Origin of the sequence: Haloferax sp. Atlit-48N (genome assembly GCF_003383015.2) — an archaeon.
Lineage (GTDB): Archaea > Halobacteriota > Halobacteria > Halobacteriales > Haloferacaceae > Haloferax > Haloferax volcanii.
In genome coordinates, this window is record NZ_CP137689.1 from 621,578 (window position 1) to 639,310 (window position 17,733).

The window sequence follows — 17,733 nt, forward strand, 5'->3', positions numbered from 1 at the left end:
ATATATCACGGACTATTGTGTATGTTACTGTCATGGCGTACGTAGTCAAAATGCCCAAACTGGGGTTGGAGATGAAGTCCGGCGAGCTTTCGGCGTGGCTCGTCTCGGAGGGCGACGAGGTCACCGAGGGCGATCCAATCGCCGAAATCGAGTCGGAGAAGACGACCGCGGAGATAGACGCCAAGGAAGACGGCGTTCTGCGGCGCGTCGTTCTCGCGGAAGGCGAGTCGACAGCGCCCGGCGGCGCACTGGCAATCGTCGCCGGCGCGGACGAGGACATCTCCGGGCTGGAAGCTGACGCGGGCGTCGGTGAGGGCGGGAGCGAACCCGCCGCGACCGACGACTCCGCGGTCGACCCGTCCCCGACCGAGGCGACCGAGACGACGGAGACGGCGGCGACCGGCGGCGGGGACGCTTCGTCGGTCGCGCAGTCGCGCTCGCGCGGGTCGGACGGGGCGTCGGAGAACGGCGAGGTGCGCGCGTCGCCGCGCGCGAAGCGACTCGCGGACGACCTCGGAGTCGACCTCACGACCGTCGAAGGCACCGGGCCGCAGGGCGCAATCACCGAGAGCGACGTGGAAACCGCGGCCGACTCCGCGACGCCTGCCGAGGCCGACGACGCCGGAACCGCGACCGCGACCGCGGCCGAAAAGCGCGTGTTCGCCCCGCCGAGCGCCCGCCGCCTCGCCCGCGAACTCGGCGTCGACATCGAGGCCGTCGAGGGGACGGGACAGAACGGCCGCATCACCGAGTCCGACGTGCGGGCGGCGGGCGGCGCGACCGCGGCGGCGACCGACTCGTCGGCCGCCGGAGCCGCCACGACCGCTGCGACTGACGCGACTGCCGCGAGCGAACCGGCCGAAACGGAGCGGCCGCTATCCGGGATGCGCCGCACCATCGCCGACCGCCTCGGCGAGAGCTACCGCGAGGCGGTCCACGTCACGGTCGACCGCCGCGCCGACGCGGAGGAACTGTTGGCCGCGGCGAACGCCGCCGACGACGCTCTCGGCGTGGACGTGTCGATAACGGACGTCCTGCTCCTCGCGCTCTCGGCGTCGCTCGACGAGCACCCCGAGTTCAACGCGACCTTCGAGGACGGCGTCCACCGACTCCACGGGGAACACAACGTCTGCATCGCGGTCGACGTCGACGAGGGGCTCATCGCACCGGTCGTCCGCGACGTGGCCTCGCTGTCGCTTTCCGAACTCGCCGAGACCCGCGCCGAGGTCACCCAGCGGGCGCTGTCGGGCGACTTCACGATGGACGACCTCTCGGGGGGGACGTTCACCGTCTCGAACCTCGGCGTCCTCGGCGTCGAGTCGTTCGACCCGGTCATCAACCCGCCGCAGGTCGCCATCCTCGGCGTCAACACGATTCGCCGGGAGGCCGTGCCGACCGACGACGGCGACGTGGCCGTCCGGCGGGTCATCTCGTTTTCGCTGTCGTTCGACCACCGCATCGTCGACGGGGCGGACGCCGCCCGCATGCTCGGCACGCTCGTCGAACACGTCGAGAACCCGTGGCCGCTCGTCATCGCCGCCGGCGGACGGTGAAAAAACCGGGGGCCGAACTGGTCGGTCAGGCCGGTTCGAGTCGGGGCCGCCGGCTCACCCGAGTCTGAAGCGCCCGTCGTCGGCCGCCCGTTCGAGGACCGCCTCGACGTCGACCAGTCGCGGGCCGTCGCTTACCGGGCGGAGGCGGACGGTTCCGTTTCGCACCTCGCGTTCGCGCTCGCCGTCGACGCTTATCACCCCGCGGTCCACCTCGAACGCGTAGCCCTCGCCGTCGTCGAGGACGCGGTGTTCGGCTACGTCGACCGTCGAGAGGCGTCCGGGGACGGTAATCGCTCTGACCGTCGTTGCCGGGCTTGTCGCTCCGCTCTCGCCGCCACGGGCCAGTCGGAAGCCGACGCCGCCGGGTTCGTCCGGTCGGTGCGTGACGAGACCGCCGGCGATACCCGACAGGCCGATTTCCGCGGGCGACGACCGCGAGACGACGCCGCCGACGATGTCGCTCGGGTCGAGAATCGCCCGCGTGCCCACGAAGGGGCGGTCGAGGACGCCGACGGTGGCGAGGCCGCGGATGACCGTCGTCTCCTCGGACCGGACGACATCGACCTCGATGGTTCCGTGGCGCGTGGTCGCCTCCGCGGCGGGGATTGCTCCGCTCCCGACGAGCGCGGCGGCCGCGCCCGCGACGGTGCCGTCGACGGGCGTCGGGACGACGTTGTTCGTCCCCGTCGAGATGCTCACGACCGGCACGTCGTCGATGGTCTGGGCCACGTCCCGCGTCGTGCCGTCGCCGCCGAGGACGACGACGGCGTCGGCGTGCTCCGCGAAGTGGGCCGCGGCCGTTCGGCTGTCTTGACCCGACGCGGTGACCGTCATGTCCACGAACTCGACGCCGATTTCGTCGGGCGCGTCGTCGACGATACGGCCGGCGAGGCCCGCGTTGTCGGGCATGACGAGTACCTCCGCGTCGTCGACGAGCGTCAGCCCCGCGAGGACGCAGCCCGCGGTGCGGCGTTTCGCGTAGTTGTTACTGACGCTCGCGCCGCCGGTGAGTCGGCGGATGTCGCGGCCGGCGGCGGGGTTGACGACGAGTCCGATAGTGGTCGTCACTTACACGATGCGGTTGATTGCGGCTTCCACGTCGGAGCCGTGGGGGAGCACCTCTTCTTCGAGCGCGGGGCTGAAGGGGATGTGAACGTCTGCGACGCCGACCCGCTGGATGGGCGCGTCGAGGCTGTAAAACGCGTTTTCCATGACGCGCGTCGCCACCTCGGCGTGGGTCCCGTACGACAGCGGGCTCTCGTCGGCGATGACGAGGCGGCCGGTCTTTTTCACGCTCTCGACCAGCGTCTCGGTGTCCATCGGGTAGAGCGACCGGAGGTCGATGACCTCGACGCTCGTCTGTCCCGCGAGTTCCTCCGCGAGTTCGACCGACTCACCGACCATGCGCTGGGTGGCGACGACGGTCACGTCCTCGCCCTCGCGCTCGACGCTCGCGGTGCCGATTGGGATAGTGAACTCGTCGTCCAGCGGCACTTCGCCCTTCTGCTCGTATATCTGCTTGTTCTCGAAGACGATGACCGGGTCGTCCGACCGGATGGCCGACTTCAGGAGTCCTTTGGCGGACGCCGGCGTCGCGGGCGCGACGGCCATCACGCCGGGGAAGTGGGCGAACCACGTGTGAATCGTCCCGGAGTGCTGGCTGGCCGCGCCGCTCCCGCCGCCTTCCGTCGTTCTGACGGTGACGGGCATCTCCGTCTTGCCGCCGAACATGTAGCGGTTCTTCGCCATCTGGTTGATTATCTGCTCGGAGCAGACGCCGATGAAGTCCGAGAACATGATTTCGACGACCGGCCGCGTCCCGGTTGCCGCCGCGCCGACCGCCGCGCCCATGAAACCGGCCTCGCTGATGGGCGTGTCGCGGACGCGCTCCTCGCCGAACTGCTCGACGAGGTCGCCCGTGACCTCGTAGACGCCGCCGAACGCGCCGACGTCCTCGCCCATGACGAACACGTCGTCGTCGCGTTCGAGTTCCTCGCGGAGGGCGAGCCGAATCGCCTCCCGGATGGTCATCTCCTCCGTCCGGTCCGGGCCGGTTCCACTGCTGGTCTCGGTGCTCATCGGTCCTCACCCCCGTCGGCCCGCATCCCGGTCGAAAAGTCGCTAATCTCCGGGACGGCCGCGTTGAACATGTCTTCGTACGCCTCGCTCGGGTCCGGGTACGCCGCGTCTTTCGCCTTCCCGACGGCGTCCTCGATTTGCTGGTCGATTTCGGCTTTCATCTCGTCGAACTCGGCTTCGGTTATCGTCCCCGCGTCCACGAGCCGTCGCTTGAACGTCTCGATGGCGTCGCGGTCCTTCCAAATCGCCACGTCCTCTTCGGTCCGATACGGCTGTTGGTCGCCCTCGAAGTGGCCGTGGTATCGGTACGTCTCGGCCTCGATGAACGTCGGTCCCTCGCCGTCGGCGGCCCGCTTGCGCGCCTCCTTGACGGCCTCGTAGACCGCGGTGATGTCCATCCCGTCGACGGTGAAGCCGGGGATGTTGTACGCCTCCGCGGTCTCGCTGAGGTTCTGGACGTTGTGCTGTTTCTCGACGGGCGTCGCCTCGCCGTACTGGTTGTTCTCGACGAGGAACACCGCCGGGAGGCTCCACGTCGCCGCGAGGTTGATGGCCTCGTGGACCTGTCCCTGCGCGACCGCGCCGTCGCCGAAGAACGCCAGCGCGACGGTGTCTTCGCCCTTCAGGTGCGACGTGAGCGCGGCCCCCGTCGCCAGCGGCGGCCCCGCGCCGACGATGCCGTTCGCCCCGAGCATCCCCGCGTCGACGTCCGCGATGTGCATCGACCCGCCTTTGCCGTTACAGTAGCCGTCGGCCTTCCCGAACAGTTCGGCCATCATCAGGTCCGGGTCGAGTCCCTTCGCAATACAGTGGCCGTGTCCCCTGTGGGTGCTCGTGATGTAGTCGTCCGATTCGAGGGCCGAACACGCGCCGACCCCGACCGCTTCCTCACCGACGTAGAGGTGGACGAACCCGGGGAGTTCGCCGTCGCTGAAGAGGTCGGCCGCCTTCGTGTCGAACGCCCGAATCGTGAGCATCCGGCGAAGCGCCTCGCGCTGTCCATCCTCCGTCTCGATATCTAGTACCACCATGTGACGACCCAACAATTACCATGAACTATGATGACTTTTACTCAAACTGACAGCAACTGGGTTAGTCACGCGGAACAGATAGTATAATCAACTCACACCGAACTGAGCCGATTCTAACGAAATTCTGATATGTGGTGGCGACGCGCGTTGCCGCCCCCTGATAGCCGACCGGTTACACCGATGTCGCCTCTCCACTTTTGGTGGTCACGTCCCAACGGACGGCTATGCAAGCACTCCAGGTCGTGGTAGCATGAACATGCTCTACGAAGGCGAGTGGCGAACCGACAAGTTCGTCGCCAACAACGAAGACGGCGAGTTCGAGCGCCAGACGACCGACTTCCGCAACTGGGTCGGCGAGGACGAGCGGTTCCCGGTCGAGGCCGGGCGGTACCACCTCTACATCTGCCGCGCGTGTCCGTGGGCACACCGCACCGCGATGACGCGCGCGCTGAAGGGCCTCGAAGACGCGATTTCGCTGTCGCTCGTCGAACCAGTCCGCATCGACGACGGCTGGGAGTTCTCCGAGGACCTCCCGGACCCGCTGTACGGCGAGGAGTTCCTCCGCGACATCTACCTCCGCGCCGACGACGAGTTCACCGGGCGCGTCACCGTCCCCGTGCTGTGGGACAAACAGCGCGAGACCATCGTCAACAACGAGTCCCGCGAGATTATGCGGATGCTCGACGAGGCGTTCGACCCCCTCGCCGAGCGTGACGTGGACCTCAACCCCGACGGCTACGAGGAGGAGGTCGACCGCCTCATCGACGAGATTTACGAGCCGGTCAACAACGGCGTCTACCGCGCCGGGTTCGCAACCACCCAAGAGGCCTACGAGGAGGCCGTCGAGGAACTGTTCGACGCGCTCGACCACTGGGACGAGGTGCTCGACGACCAGCGGTTCCTCGCCGGCGACGTGCTCACCGAGGCGGACATCGCGATGTTCGCGACGCTGATTCGCTTCGACCACGTCTACCACACGCACTTCAAGTGCAACAAGAAGGCCGTCCACGAGTACGACAACCTCTGGAACTACACGAAGGAGCTCTACCAACTCCCCGGCGTCCGAAAGACGGTCAACATGGACCACATCGTCCGGCACTACTTCGTCAGCCACGGCGACATCAACCCCAAGCGCATCTACGGCGTCGGCCCCGACCTCGACTTCGACGCCGAACACGATCGCGACCGCCTCCCGGCCGACCTCCCGGCGGCGCTGACGGCCGACGACTGAACCGCCGCTCGGTTTTCGCACTCGTCTCCGTCTCCGTTTCGTCTCCGTCTCGTCGCCTCCCGCGACACCCTATTCCCGCTCGAAACGCTATTATCTCTCATGGCAAGCCGCGCGACCCGCGCGCTCCGGCGATTCGAACCGCCGCCGCGGGCGGTCGACTGGTCCATCTTCGCGCTCGTCGTCTTCGAGACCCTCTCGGGCGTGCTGAGCCTCGGGGCCGGTCACCCGGCCAACGGCCTCCTGTTCGTCGCCCACGGCGTCGCCGGTCTCTCGCTGGTCGCGCTCATCGGCTTCAAACTCTATCGGGTCCGCCACCGGGTGCTCGACTCGCGGCTCCGGGACCGCCACACTGCGTTCTCGGTGCTTCTCGCGGTCGTCGCGCTCGCGGCCCTCGGTACCGGCGTCGCGTGGGTGCTCGGCGTCGAGGTCCGAATCGCCTTCTGGACGCTTCTCAACGTCCACATCGGCTTCGGCCTGCTCGTGCTCCCGATTCTTTTTGTCCACCTTCGGGCGCGCTTCCGCCCGCCCCGCCGGGTCGATTTCGCGGAGCGACGCCGGGCGCTCCAGTACGGCGCGATACTCGTCTTCGGCGCGGCGACCTACCGGGCGACCGAGACGGTCGGGGCGCTCCGCGGCGTCGGCCGTCGGTTCACCGGGTCGCGGCCGCTCCCACCGGGCGAGGGTAACGACGCCTTTCCGGTGACGAGTTGGGTCGCCGACGACCCCGACCCCGTCGACCCCGCCGACTGGTCGCTTTCGGTCGCGGGGCTGGTCGACCGCCCGCTCGAACTCGACCGGACCGACCTCGCGCCCGACGAGACGCGGTCGGTCCTCTTGGACTGCACGAGCGGGTGGTACACCGAGCAGCACTGGACCGGCGTCAGACTCGGTGACGCGCTCGATGCCGCCGGTGTTCACTCGTCGGCGCGGTGGGTGACGGTCCGGTCGGTGACTGGCTTTCGGTGGTCGTTTCCCATCGCGGAGGCCCACGAGATGCTGCTTGCGACGCACGTCGGCGGCGACCCGCTCTCGCACGGCCACGGCGCGCCGCTCCGACTGGTCGCGCAGAACCGCCGCGGGTTCCAGTGGGTCAAGTGGGTCGATGCGGTCGAGGTGCGCCGGCGGCGCGACCCGGCGCAGTGGCTCGCGGTGCTTGTGAGCGGGTTCGGATAATGGCTCGCAGTGCTGGTGAGCGGGCTCGGATAGCGGCTCACCTCACCACGGGAGAATCCACAGCACGTCGACGAGGCGGTCCAGAATCGTCTTCTCGGCCTCGTCGGTCGTGTCGTCGGTCGACGCGTTCGTCGCCTCGCCTTCGTCGGGCGCGCTCGAATCGGAGGTGGTCATACTGGCCGCTATTCTTGTCAACGTGAAAATAATTCCTGTGGGCGGGGTCGCTGGTCATCACTCATCGCGGAATCCCGCGAGATGCTGTTTTCGTCCCGCGTCGGTGAACCCTCGTACAGTCGCGGCGCGTTCGCCGTGAGTTCGCCACGCGACGACGCCGGCACCGAGGAAGAGGAGGCCGCCGGCGACGAGCAAGAACGGCTCCGCCCCGAGGATAAGTCGCGTCGTCCCGTCGAACGTCTGGACCGTGGTGTAGAGTCCCGGCTCCCGGACGTAGTGGGACACGGCCACGAGCGAATAGCCGACTTCGACTCCACCGACTGCTACGGGGAGAACCGCGGCGTACTTCCACCGGAATGCGGCCAGCGTCCCGACGACACCGACGCCCCCGAGCCGCGCCAGCAGGTACTCCTCGTGGTTGAGTCGGCCGCCCCATCCCGTCGTTATCGTCCCGTCGTATCCGGGTGCGACGTGGAGCAGTTCCTGATGGATGCCGGCGACGACGGCTCCGAAACCGACGACCGCCATCACGACTGCGAGGGCTCGCTGACGGTCCATATCGACACATCTCGTGTCGCTCAGCAAATAGCCTTGCTCCCTGTCTTCACTCGTCGCCGGCGCGAATCGCCCGCTCGGCCGCGTCGAGGGCGGCGTCGGCGTCGAAGTCAGCGACGATAGCTTCCAGTTCCTCGCGTGTCGCGCCGGAGCCCCGCAGGTCGCGGGCGTGAGCCGCGATGTTCGGAACCGCGCGCATGATGTTGTCCACGATGGGGACCGTGGCGACCTGCGCCGACCGCGACATCGGGTTGAGGTCGACGACGATTTCGACTTTGTCCATCGCACCGAGCGCCTCGGCCCGGTCGCCGTCCTCCAGCGGAACGACCACCACGTCGGCGCTCCCGATGCCGTCGGCGTCGACCTTCGCGCGCTCGTGGTCGATACCCGGAATCCGCCCGTCGGCGGTGAGCCCCTTCACCTCGTCCGCGCCGTGGTCGCGCAGGTGGGCCGCGATGGCCCGCATGCGCTCGTCGGTGCGGTTGAACAGGTTCACCTCGATGTCGGCGTCGACGGCGGCGGCGAGGTCGACGACTTCGCCGGGGCAGAGCGCCGCGACGTTCCCGTTGACGGAGATGACCGGCTGGTCCGCGAGCAGAAGGTGCGCCGCGGCCGCCCGCGCCGCCTCGTCCGAGCTCGGAAGCGTCCGCTCGCCGAGGAGGTAGTCGAACGCCTCGCCGCGCCCCTGCGCGATGAGTCCCTGCCGGCTCGTGATACCCTTCTCGACGCCCTCCTCGATGCGGTGGCGGGTGAGAAGCGACTGGTATCTCGGGTGGCTCTCGGGAATCTCGATGTCGCTCATTGGTGGTGGGTCGTCGCCGCGGCAGTAACACGTTTTCTCATCTCCGACGCGGAACTCACGCGGAGTCGAGCGTCGACCCCGCGGGGTGGATGCGGCATCGCTCGGCGTCGTACCCGGCGTCCGAAAGGCCCGTTCCGACGGCGAACACCGTCTCGCCGAGCATCGCCATCGCCGCGTCACCACCGGCGTCTCGCACGTCTGCGATGGCCGTCTCGACACGGTCGGTGAGCAGGCCGGCGTCGCGTGCGAACTGCCGTGACTCGGCGAGGAATCGCTCCACCGTCGGCTCTTCCGCGAGTGCGTCGAGTGCCGCCTCGCCGGCGGCGGTGAGCGTGCTCGTGTCGCCACCGATGATGTCGGCCGTCGAGAGGCCACCGAAGGTGACGTACTCGATGTGTGGGCGTGCGGGAATCCCGTCCATGTATCCGTGTCGCGGTGCCCCGGGGTCGATGCGGAGAGGCATCCCACCACGGGCCTGCGCCACTACGTCGCCGAGGCCGGTCCCCGCTCGAACCTCTGCCTCGTGGGCTACCGTGACGAGTTCGTTCTCCGACCGGCCACACGAGAAGACGGCGTTGGTCGCGAGTGCCGTTCCGAGCGCCATCGCACCCGAGACGCCGAACCCCGCGCCGAGCGGTAATTCGCTCTCCGCGTCGACTGCGGCGGTCACACCGAGCGCTCGAAGCACGCCTACGACCGGCGGCATCTCGACCGCTTCGCCGTCGAGAGTGATCGCCGTCACCGGTGCCGGTTCGACCGTCACGGAGACGCCGTGAGAGAGTGTCAGCCCCGCCCCGCGAGAGCCGGCGACCGCCGGGTCGTCGTCGGGGTGGGCGCTGAAAAACCCCGTCACGTGCCCGGGCACGAACGCCGTCGCGTCGTCGCTCATCGGTGTTTCTACGACGGGGGTCGGTTAACGGTGTTGCGTTTCGTCGCGTCCGCGTCAGTCGCGGTCGAACGCCGTCTCCCGCTCCGTCTCGCCCGCTTTGCCTTCGCGTCGCCGCGAGGCCATCGACTCCCGGGCGTCCGCGACCGTCTCCGTCTCCAACAGTCGCTCGACTTTCGCCTCGAACTCCTCCTCTGCGAGTTCGCCGGTCGCGTAGCGCCGCCGGAGCGTTTCGAGCGCGTCTTCGGTCTCGGTCGTCATCGACTCGGACGCGTCGTCGCCGCGGCGGGACTCGTAGATGCGGACGAGGGCGAGTGCGGCGGGGAGCACGCCCGCAAAGCCGACCGGGAAGACGATCCAGAACCACCACTCCCCGAGCGCGAGCAGGCCGAAGCCGACCAGAAAGATGAGCGCCATGACGACGCCGGCGACCAGTTCTTCGAGCGCCGAGTCCTCGTCGTCGGCCGCGTCGGTCATCGGTCTCCCCCGCGACGACGGTCGTACATAGTGCTCTAACGTATCCGCGAGCTAACGACTGTTTCGCAAAAATGGGGTCGCGTCGGCGGGGTGCGCCGTCGCCTAGGGCGACAGGCGCTGGCGGTCCGACGAGACTCGCGTGCGCTCGTCTCGTTGGCTCGCCACGTCTTCGCCCTTACGGGCTCAGACGCTGGCGATCGCGCGGGAACTCGGTCGCGGCAAAGCCGCTCCCGGCTCCCGCGCTCGTGTTGCGCCGTCGCCTAGGGCGACAGGCGCTGCCGGTCGCGCGGGAACACCGTCGGACTCACGTCGTTCGTCCGACGAGCACCCACTCGAAGAAACGCCTTCGTCTACGGACTCAGGCGTTGTCTGTCTCGCGGGAACAGCACAGCTTCTCGGATGTTCTCCAGTCCGAGCATCGTCATGATGAGCCGCTCGCCGCCGAGCCCGAAGCCGGCGTGCGGGGGCATGCCGTATTTGAACATCTTCGTGTAGTACTCGAACGCGTCGGGGTCGAGCCCCTGCTGCTCGAAGCCGGCGACGAGGTGGTCGAAGCGGTGTTCACGCTGGCCGCCCGAGACGAGCTCCATGTTCGGGTGCATCATGTCGAAGCCCGTCGAGAGCGTCTCGTCGTCGTCGTGGTCCTTGATGTAGAACGGCTTGATTTCGCTGGGCCAGTCGGTGATGAAGTAGTGCTCGCCGACGTCCTCGCCGAGCGCCTTCTCGCCCTCGGTGGGGAGGTCGTCGCCCCAGACGAGCTGTTCGTCGAGTTCGCCCGTCGCGTTGATGCGCTCGATGGCCTCCTCGTAGGTGAGCCGCGGGAACTCGCCGGACGGCGCTTCGAACTCGTCTTCGAGACCGAGCGCTTCGAGCTCGTCCTGGCAGTTCTCCTCGACCGCCTCGTAGGCGGCCGTGACGACGGCCTCACACACGTCCATCGCTTCCGTGTGGTCGATGAACGCCGACTCGAAGTCGATGGAAGTCGCCTCGTTGAGGTGGCGGGGCGTGTTGTGCTCTTCGGCGCGGAAGATGGGGCCGACCTCGAAGACGCGTTCGAGTCCGGAGCCGACCATCAGCTGTTTGAACAGCTGCGGCGACTGGTTCATGAACGCTTCTTGGCCGAAGTAGGTGATGGGGAACAGTTCGGTGCCGCCCTCGGTCCCCGTGGCGACGATTTTCGGCGTGTTGATTTCGGTCGCGCGGAGGTCGCGGAACGTGTCGCGGACGGCGCGCTGGACCTCGGCGCGAATCTCGAAGATTGCCTTCACTTCGTCCTTGCGGAGGTCGAGCGTGCGGTTGTCGAGGCGCGTCGAGAGCTCGGCGTCGACCTTACCGGAGGGGTCGAGCGGGAGCTGCGCCTCGGCCTCGGCGATGACGTCGAGGCTCTCGGGCGTGACTTCGACGCCCGTCGGCGCGCGCGGCTCTTCGTCGACCTCGCCGGTCACGGAGATGACGCTCTCGCGGTGGACGCCCAGACCCGTCTCGACGAGGTCGTCGTCCATCTCGTCTTTCTCGAACTTGACCTGAATCTTGCCGGAGGTGTCCCGGAGAATCAGAAACGCGATGCCGCCGAGGTCACGGACTTCGTGGACCCAGCCGGCGACGGTGACCGTGTCACCGGGCTCGGCGTTGGCCGTGTACGTTCGGTTTCGCATACGACGTGGTTCCCGACCGTTCGTCTTAAACATCGTGTCTTCGCCTCGCTCGGAGGCGTTCGACCGTCCACTCTCACGCGCGTCGGGGCGAAACCGAGCCACGAGTTCGCGTGGTAGTCGGCACCGCGGTACTTAGTCCGAGGCGCACGTCGCTCCGGTATGGCTCCCGACCCACCCGACGCAGAATCGACGCCCGACCCGGCACCGACCGCCGCTCGCGCCGCCGACCTCGACTGGGCCGAACGCGGGCGCGGGGACCGCTTTGCGTTCCGCCGGAAGCGACTCGCGGACCGCGCCGGCGGCCGCGACCTCGGCTGTTCGCTCTACGAAGTGCCGCCCGACAAGCGGCCGTGGCCGACGCACTACCACGAGGGCAACGAGGAGGCGCTGTACGTCCTTTCGGGGTCGGGCACGCTCCGGACGCGCGAGGGCGCGGCCGACCTCGACCTCGAACCGGACACCTACGTCGCGCTCCCCGCGGGGGCCGACTACGCCAGGCAAATCGAGAACGACGGCGACGAACCGCTCCGATACCTCGCGCTCTCGACGATGAACCACCCCGACGTGACCGTCTATCCCGACTCCGACAAAGTCGGCGTGTTCTGCGGCGCGCCGCCCGGCGGCGACGGCGACGCCCGAACGCTCCACGGTTACTTCCCGCGGGACGCCGCCGTAGACTACTGGGACGGCGAACCGACGACCGAGGAGTGAAACCGGCCGCGCGCGGTCGCGGCGACGGCTCCGGCGCTGAGATTTATATACGAACCCGCGACCATCTCGCCTCGGACATGGACGTTTCAGACCTCGAAGCCGCGTTCGCACTCCCGCTCGCCGAAGACACCTCGGTCGATACGACCCTCCTCGGCGTCGTCTCGACGCTCGCGTCGCTCGCCACGCCGCTTGCGGGCATCTTGCTTGCGGGCTACGTCGTCCGCCTCGTTCGCGCCGGCGACCGTGAGGCGGCCGCGCTCCCCTCGTTCGACGACCTCACCGGTATGGCCGTCGACGGCGCTCGTCTCTCGGCCGCGCTCGTCGCGCTCCAACTCCCCGCAGTCGGCCTCGCGACCGTCGCCCTTCCGGGTTCCAGGCCGTCGATTGCGATGCTCTCGTACGCGACCAACCCCGTGATGCTCGGGTCTTTCGGCGTCACCGCGCTCGACACCGCCGGCCTCGTCGCCGCCGTCCTCGCCTCGCTTTTGGGGTCGTATCTCTCGCTGGTGGCGACCGTCGCTCTCGCCCGCGAAGCGTCGCTCGCCGCGGCGATTCCGGCCACGCGCGACCTCGCGTCCGACCGCTCGTTCGTCCGCGTCGCCTCGGCCGTCGCGCTCGTCGTCTTCGTCGCCCGTCTGTTCGTCGCTCTCTGCGCCGCGGTTCCGGTCGCCGGAACCCTTCTCGCCGCGACCGCGTCGTTCCTCCTTTTGGTCGTGTCGGCGACGCTCCTCGGTCGCGGCGCACCGGATGCGTCGTCGCCCGGTGCCGACGCGACCCGCGAGTCGCACGCCGACGGCGTGAACGCGGAGTCGGTGGAGTCAGCGGAGTCGGTACCGTCGGCGTAGAAACAGAAACCGCGCCCGTGGGATTACTCTGCGACGAGTTCGGCCGTCGCGTCCTTCGCGCCCTCGACCGTCTCGCGCACCGCGTCGACGCCCTCGTCGTGCAGGAGGTTGCCGACGACGACCGCGTCCGCGTGCTGGCCCATCTCGTAGGCCGACTCGTAGTCGTGGATGCCACCGCCGTAGAACAGCGTCGCGTCGTCGAGCGCGTCGTGCGCCGCGCCGACCTTCTCGGGGTCGCCGTAGGTGCCGGAGTACTCGACGTAGATGATTTTCTGGCCGAACATCTTCTCGGCGACGCGGGCGAACGACGCCACGTCCTCGGCGGACTGGTCGGTGTCGGCGTCGGTGTACTCGGCGACCGACGACTCGGGGTTCAACACGATGTACGCCTCGGTGTGGGTACGGTCCCAGTCGAGGCCGTCTTCGATGCGGACCCACTCCTTGTGCGCGCCGGTGATCCAAAACGAGTCGCTCGCGTTGAACACCGTCGGGATGAGGTAGCCGTCCAGCGCGTCGTCGTCGATGACGACGCCGGGGTTCGACGGCTCCTGATAGATGGGTACGTCGTACTTCGAGGTGGCCTCGATGACGCGCTCCATCTTCTCCTCTGTGATGTCGAGCGTGCCGCCGATTTCGAGGGCGTCGGTGCCCGTCTCACACACGTCTTCGAACGTCTCGCCGTCGACGAGGTCCTTGTCAGGGTCGATTTTGGTGATATGGTCCCAGTCTTCCCACGGATAGCTCATTGGTCGCTCTATGCTTGAGGGGGCGTAAAAAGCGTGCGGATGGAACGGGTCACACGCATAGCCGGGAGTGAATTTTAACCCACCTGTCACCAAACCCGGTGTACGATGGACGCTGCCGCCGCGACCGAGTATGTAGAAAGTCGAGCGATGACGCTGTCCCCGGAGGAGTTCGAATTACTCTGCGAGTCGGTACTCTCCGAGTCACTCCCCTCGGTGCGGTTCTCGGTGACGGCGTTTCGACAGGACGGCGGTATCGACATCGACGGACGCATCAGAAATTCGCTTTTGGACGTTTCGCTGGGCGTTCAGGCGAAGCAGTACGGCTCAAGCAACACGGTCGGTTCGCCCGAAATACAGCGATTTCAGGGGGCGCTGGCCGACACGGGATGCGACACCGGGACGGTCATCACGGCGAGTTCGTTCACCACACCAGCCGTCGAAAGCGCCGAACGAGCTGGGATTCACTTGGTGAATGGTTCCGAGCTGTTCGACTCGATGATCGACCTTCGCGTCGGCGTTCGCCGGCAGAGTACTCGGTTCGAACCCGACGAAGAGTTCTGGAGCCTGTTCGGAGAGCCCGGTGAGGCGGGCGTGATACCATCTAAGCGAGTCCCACTCGCCAATTCGTTCGAAACGCTGGATACCGTTCTCTCGGCTATCGGTGACTCCCGTGGCGAGAAAGACGATATCGTCGAGTCCGCGGGCGCGTCGCCCCGTCACGCGGACCTGTACGCGATTGCGGGCTGGGTTCTCGGGTTCGTTCACCAAGAGTGGCCGGACGAGGAATCCCACAGACAGCGCCGCTGGTCGCTCACCCGAAGCGGCGCTCGGTACGTCGCCTATCGAGCGGCGGGCCTCGACGACGAGGCCGAAATCCTCCTTCTCGACGGGATTCGAAACGCAGAGATAATCGAACGACTCGTAAACTCGCTCTCGAAGGAGAGGTCATTCGGACACGGCGTGCTCGTCGACTTCATCGCGTCCGAGTCGGAGCTATCGCGGAGTAGCGCGAAACGCCGGGGCAGTTCGGTCGGCGTTTGGCTCGCCCGACTCCCCGAAGTCTCGGTCGAAAACGGACGCGAAAAACGATACGTTTGGAACGGGAATTAATCCGCCGCCGTCTGCCACTTCCGAACCGTATCCGCACCAACGCCTTCGACTTTCGCCGCGATGTCGTCGGGTTCGGACGCCTTCAGCGTCTTCACGTCCTCGATACCGGCGTCTTTCAGTTTCTCGGCGGTCTTCGCGCCGATGCCGTTGATGCTCTCTAACTCGGAACCGCCCTCGCCGTTCTGCTGGGCTTGGTACTCGCGGTAGTTACAGATGGGACAGCCGAGTTCCCACGGCTCGCGGTCGCCCTCGTACGTAATCCGGAGTTCGGGAAGGTCGTGTTCCTCGCAGGACTCGTCCGTCACCTCGATGTCGCCGCGACGGGGTAGCGGCAGCGAGTAGTCGCAGTCGGGGTAGCGGGTACAGCCGACGAGCCGGGAGCCGGAGCGGAGGCGCTTGATGGCGAGTTCGCCGTCGTGTTCTTCGCCGCACTCGGGACACGTCCCGATGACGAGGTCGTCTTCCTCGTCGGCCTCCTCGGCCTTACAGAGCGGACAGCCGTGGACGAACGTCTTGCGCCCGGCGAGCATCTTGATGTGGTGGAGGTCGTGGTCCTCGCAGGACTCTTCCATGATGAGCGGCTTCCCCGTGGAGGGAAGCGGCAGCGTGTAAGTGCAGTCTGGGTAGGAGTCACAGCCGATGAAGTACGAGCCGCGACGGCTCTTTCTGACGACGAGGTCGCCGCCGCAGTCCGGGCAGGTGCCGACCGTCTTGTCGGCCTTCAGCGAGTCTTGGAGCTGCTTGCCGAGTTCCTCGCGGGACTCCATCAGCCCCTCGAACACCTCTCCGAGCATCTCTTTGGACTCCTCGGTCACGTCTTCGAGGGTGGCTTCGCCGCGGGCGATAGCCAGCATATCGGATTCGAGTTGCGAGGTCATCTCCTCGCTGACGATGAGCTTCGCGAAGTCCTCGGAGGCCTCCACGACGGCCCGCGCGAGGCGGGTCGGTCGCGGCGGGTCGCTCTCGATGTAGCCGCGGTCGTAGAGCTTCTGAATCACGTCGTGGCGGGTCGCCTTCGTCCCGATGCCCATCTGTTCCATCGTTTCGATGAGCCGCGACTGGCCGTAGCGCCGCGGGGGCTGGGTCTGCTTGGCGTCGAGGTGCGTGTCGGACAGCACGAGCGACTCGCCTTCCTCGACGTCCGGCACGAACGACTCGCTGGAGTTGAAGTACGGGTACACGTCGTGGTAGCCGGCTTCGAGCAGGCGCTTGCCGTTTGCCTTCAGCGAGAGCCCCTCGACCTCGGCGACGACGCGGAGGTGCTCCCAGACGGCGTCCTCGGCGACGGTGGCGAAGAAGCGCCGGACGACGAGTTCGTACACGTCCCACTCGTCGTCTGAGAGGTCGGACGCCGAGGGGAGTTCGCCGGTCGGGTGAATCGGCGGGTGGTCGGTCGTCTCGTTGTCGCCCTCGGTCGGCTCGATTTCCTCCTGTTCGAGGAGGGATTCGGCGTCCTCCTTGAACCGGCGGTCGCCCTCGAACGCGCCGAGCAGTTCGCGCGGGTCGAGGTCGTCGGGGTACACCGTGTTGTCGGTCCGCGGGTAGGTGATGTAACCGGCCGTGTAGAGGTCCTCGGCGATGCTCATCGCCCGCTGGGCGGAGTAGCCGATAGAGCCGGCGGCCCGGATGAACTGCGTGGTGTTGAACGGGGCGGGCGGCGTGTCGGTCCGCGTGCGGCGGTTGACCGACGAGACCTCGGCGGCCTCGACGCCGAGGAGCGTCTGGTAGGCTTCCTCCGCGTCGTCTTCGTCCCAGATGCGCTCGGCTTCGGTGCCGTCGTCGTCGAGATAGAAGTACTGCGCCTCGAACGACTCGGCGTCACCGTCGGCGTCTTTCGTCAGTTTGGAGAACAGCTCCCAGTAGTCTTCAGGGTCGAACGCGTCGATTTCGCGCTCGCGGTCGACGATGAGTTTCAGCGTCGGCCCCTGCACGCGGCCGACCGAGATGAAGTCGTTGCCGAGCTGGCGGGCCGAAAGCGAGAGGAAGCGCGTGAGCGCCGCCCCCCAGACGAGGTCGATAATCTGTCGGGCCTCGCCCGCGGCGGCGAGGTCGAAGTCGAGGTCGTCGGGGTTCTCGAACGCCTCCGTCACCTCGCGGTTCGTAATCGAGGAAAACCGAACGCGGTCGACGGGCACGTCCTCGTTGACGTCGCGGACGAGTTCGTACGCCTCCTTGCCGATGAGTTCGCCCTCGCGGTCGTAGTCGGTCGCAATGGTAACCTTTCCCGCGCGGCGGGCGAGCCGGCGGAGCGCGGCGACGATGTTCTCCTGCGTGGGGTGTTTCTCGACGGGCGCGCCGATGAGTTCGACCGGCTCCACGTCGCGCCAGTCGTTGTACTCCGGCGGGAAGTCCACGCCGACGACGTGGCCCGACAGCCCGATACAGCGCTTGCCGCCCCACTTGTAGACGTTCACGCCGTTCATTCGCTCCGCGGAGGCGGTCTCGCCGCTCAGGATGTCGGCGATGCGCCTCGCGGCGTTGTCCTTCTCCGTGATGATGAGTTCCGGACCCCTGCTCATTGAGCGGCGATATGTCGGGGGTTGTCCTAAACCTTTCGTGCCGAATTCGAAGCGTAGCGGCCTCAACGCGCGCGGATACGGGCGGGCGGGTGAGCGCCCTCGCGCGCGAAGGTGTGTCTGCCGACGCGTCCGCGACACGCCGCGTCTCCCGTCGGATTTCACCGACTCGCTCCGCCGACCCGACGC

Annotated in this window: 17 protein-coding genes; 6 read left to right on the top strand and 11 right to left on the bottom strand. The window is 67.4% G+C overall.

All coding sequences use genetic code 11. The annotated features are described in order from the left end of the window. Positions 1-32: 32 nt before the first annotated feature. On the top strand, positions 33-1,553 hold the full coding sequence (locus DEQ67_RS03465) for a 2-oxo acid dehydrogenase subunit E2 (RefSeq protein ID WP_115802232.1): 1,521 nt from the start codon (positions 33-35) through the stop codon (positions 1,551-1,553). 54 nt (positions 1,554-1,607) lie between these two features. On the opposite strand, the gene DEQ67_RS03470 is transcribed toward DEQ67_RS03465, so the two are convergent. Genes DEQ67_RS03470 through DEQ67_RS03480 form a run of 3 tightly spaced genes read right to left on the bottom strand, consistent with a single transcriptional unit; the run spans position 1,608 to position 4,663 of the window. Continuing rightward, positions 1,608-2,621 (bottom strand): NAD(+)/NADH kinase, encoded by a 1,014-nt coding sequence (locus tag DEQ67_RS03470; RefSeq protein WP_008605292.1) that lies wholly within the window; start codon positions 2,619-2,621, stop codon positions 1,608-1,610. Further along, entirely contained in the window at positions 2,622-3,632 is a 1,011-nt protein-coding gene (locus tag DEQ67_RS03475; RefSeq protein ID WP_115802234.1) for an alpha-ketoacid dehydrogenase subunit beta, read from the bottom strand. It abuts the gene before it with no gap. Next, on the bottom strand, positions 3,629-4,663 hold the full coding sequence (locus tag DEQ67_RS03480) for a thiamine pyrophosphate-dependent dehydrogenase E1 component subunit alpha (protein ID WP_004065025.1): 1,035 nt from the start codon (positions 4,661-4,663) through the stop codon (positions 3,629-3,631). Before DEQ67_RS03480 ends, DEQ67_RS03475 begins: the two co-directional genes overlap by 4 nt. A 250-nt stretch (positions 4,664-4,913) precedes the next feature. Here DEQ67_RS03480 and DEQ67_RS03485 point away from each other — a divergent pair, with 250 nt between their 5' ends. Continuing rightward, positions 4,914-5,894 carry a glutathione S-transferase family protein gene (locus tag DEQ67_RS03485; protein WP_115891356.1) on the top strand — a complete coding sequence of 327 codons (981 nt, stop codon included), beginning with the start codon at positions 4,914-4,916 and terminating at the stop codon, positions 5,892-5,894. A 99-nt stretch (positions 5,895-5,993) separates the two neighbouring features. After that, complete coding sequence (locus DEQ67_RS03490; protein WP_115891355.1) at positions 5,994-7,067, top strand: molybdopterin-dependent oxidoreductase; 1,074 nt, start codon at positions 5,994-5,996, stop codon at positions 7,065-7,067. A 42-nt stretch (positions 7,068-7,109) separates the two neighbouring features. On the opposite strand, the gene DEQ67_RS03495 is transcribed toward DEQ67_RS03490, so the two are convergent. The 6 genes from DEQ67_RS03495 to aspS form a co-directional block, all read right to left on the bottom strand. Next, positions 7,110-7,241, bottom strand: coding sequence for a hypothetical protein (locus DEQ67_RS03495; protein WP_004044263.1), 132 nt, complete (start codon positions 7,239-7,241; stop codon positions 7,110-7,112). Between the two features lie 57 nt (positions 7,242-7,298). After that, positions 7,299-7,799 (bottom strand): hypothetical protein, encoded by a 501-nt coding sequence (locus tag DEQ67_RS03500; RefSeq protein ID WP_223173880.1) that lies wholly within the window; start codon positions 7,797-7,799, stop codon positions 7,299-7,301. Positions 7,800-7,845: 46 nt separating this feature from the next. Then, the gene (locus DEQ67_RS03505) at positions 7,846-8,598 is read right to left on the bottom strand and encodes a 4-phosphopantoate--beta-alanine ligase (protein WP_115860329.1); all 753 of its coding nucleotides are present in this window, start codon (positions 8,596-8,598) and stop codon (positions 7,846-7,848) included. 55 nt (positions 8,599-8,653) lie between these two features. Then, positions 8,654-9,487: a pantoate kinase gene (locus tag DEQ67_RS03510; protein WP_004064999.1), complete on the bottom strand. Its 834-nt coding sequence runs from the start codon at positions 9,485-9,487 to the stop codon at positions 8,654-8,656. A 54-nt stretch (positions 9,488-9,541) separates the two neighbouring features. Continuing rightward, positions 9,542-9,961, bottom strand: coding sequence for an SHOCT domain-containing protein (locus DEQ67_RS03515; RefSeq protein WP_115860327.1), 420 nt, complete (start codon positions 9,959-9,961; stop codon positions 9,542-9,544). A gap of 350 nt (positions 9,962-10,311) precedes the next feature. Continuing rightward, a complete protein-coding gene (aspS, locus tag DEQ67_RS03520; RefSeq protein WP_115891354.1) occupies positions 10,312-11,616 on the bottom strand; it encodes an aspartate--tRNA(Asn) ligase in 1,305 nt (434 codons plus the stop codon). 159 nt (positions 11,617-11,775) lie between these two features. Here aspS and DEQ67_RS03525 point away from each other — a divergent pair, with 159 nt between their 5' ends. Next, entirely contained in the window at positions 11,776-12,327 is a 552-nt protein-coding gene (locus tag DEQ67_RS03525; RefSeq protein ID WP_006600623.1) for a cupin domain-containing protein, read from the top strand. A gap of 77 nt (positions 12,328-12,404) precedes the next feature. After that, complete coding sequence (locus DEQ67_RS03530; protein ID WP_188148137.1) at positions 12,405-13,172, top strand: DUF4013 domain-containing protein; 768 nt, start codon at positions 12,405-12,407, stop codon at positions 13,170-13,172. A 23-nt stretch (positions 13,173-13,195) separates the two neighbouring features. Here DEQ67_RS03530 and DEQ67_RS03535 read toward each other — a convergent pair whose 3' ends face one another. Further along, positions 13,196-13,918 carry a phosphoglycerol geranylgeranyltransferase gene (locus DEQ67_RS03535; protein WP_004044255.1) on the bottom strand — a complete coding sequence of 241 codons (723 nt, stop codon included), beginning with the start codon at positions 13,916-13,918 and terminating at the stop codon, positions 13,196-13,198. A 147-nt stretch (positions 13,919-14,065) separates the two neighbouring features. Between DEQ67_RS03535 and DEQ67_RS03540 the strand changes: the two genes are divergently transcribed. Further along, positions 14,066-15,028, top strand: a complete 963-nt coding sequence (locus tag DEQ67_RS03540) for a restriction endonuclease (protein ID WP_115860801.1) — start codon at positions 14,066-14,068, stop codon at positions 15,026-15,028. On the opposite strand, the gene DEQ67_RS03545 is transcribed toward DEQ67_RS03540, so the two are convergent. Continuing rightward, entirely contained in the window at positions 15,025-17,547 is a 2,523-nt protein-coding gene (locus DEQ67_RS03545) for a DNA topoisomerase I (protein ID WP_004044253.1), read from the bottom strand. The genes DEQ67_RS03540 and DEQ67_RS03545 overlap by 4 nt on opposite strands. Positions 17,548-17,733 lie beyond the last annotated feature (186 nt).